Source organism: bacterium (genome assembly GCA_024226335.1).
Classification (GTDB): Bacteria; Myxococcota_A; UBA9160; order SZUA-336; family SZUA-336; genus JAAELY01.
Window position 1 is genome coordinate 1 of sequence record JAAELY010000038.1, and the last position, 935, is coordinate 935.

A 935-nucleotide genomic window follows, 5' to 3' on the forward strand; every position below is an offset into this window, starting at 1 on the left:
GACCGTCTACGGTTCGGTGTCGTGGCGCGAGGGGCAGCGGTGGGTGCCGGTCGTTGGTATCGACTTGAGGCGCAGTTCGACGCGGTGGGAGGAGCCGGTGTGCTATCGGTTCAAGTCGCCGCTGAACGCGCGGTGCGTTGGGGAGCGTGGGGCGTCGGCTTCGTGGAACGACTTGCAGCTCGCAGTGGGCGTGGAGTGGAGGGGGAAGTGATGAATATTCTGTATCACGAGAGTTGCATGGATGGCAGTGCCGCGGCGTTGATCGCCCTACAAGACAACCCCGGGGCGAAGCTGATCCCGATGCAGTACGGAGACCCGCCGCCCGATGGGCTGAAGGGTGAGCATGTTGTGATCGTGGACTTTTCGTTCAAGCGTGAGTTGACCGAGTGCTTGATCGAGGAATCGGCCTCGTTCCTGTGTCTCGATCACCACAAGACTGCCGAGGAAGAGTTGCGCGGGTTGCCGGATTGCATATTCGACATGGACCGCAGCGGGGCTCGGATGGCGTGGGACTACTGGAACCCTGACGTGAAACCACCGTGGTGGGTTCTCTACATCGAGGACCGCGACCTGTGGCGCTGGAAGCTAGGGGCGTCGAGAGCGATCAACGCATCGCTCCGCAGCTACGGTCTAACGGTCGATGCGCTACGGGATATCATCGACGCGGACATTCCTATCGCGGTCCACGAGCAGCAGGGTCGTGCGATCTTGCGCTACCAACAGCAGGTCATCGAGCAGCACGTGCGGCACGCCGAGGACACGGAGTTACTCGGTCATGTCGTGCCGGTGGTGAACGCAACGTGTCTCTTCTCAGAGATCGTCGGCGAACTCGCGAAGGGCAAACCGTTCGCTGCGTCGTACTTCGTGAAGTCTAACGGGGAGCGTGTATACCAGTTGCGCTCCGACGAAGACGGATTCGACGTTGGCGCGCTTGC

The 935-nt window shown here is 61.4% G+C and carries 1 protein-coding gene; it reads left to right on the forward strand.

Annotation, left to right across the window (positions count from 1 at the left end; all coding sequences use genetic code 11):
• Positions 1 to 39: 39 nt before the first annotated feature.
• Positions 40 to 935, forward strand: an 896-nt coding sequence (locus GY725_01780; GenBank protein MCP4002903.1) for a hypothetical protein, incomplete at its 3' end; no start/stop codon positions are given.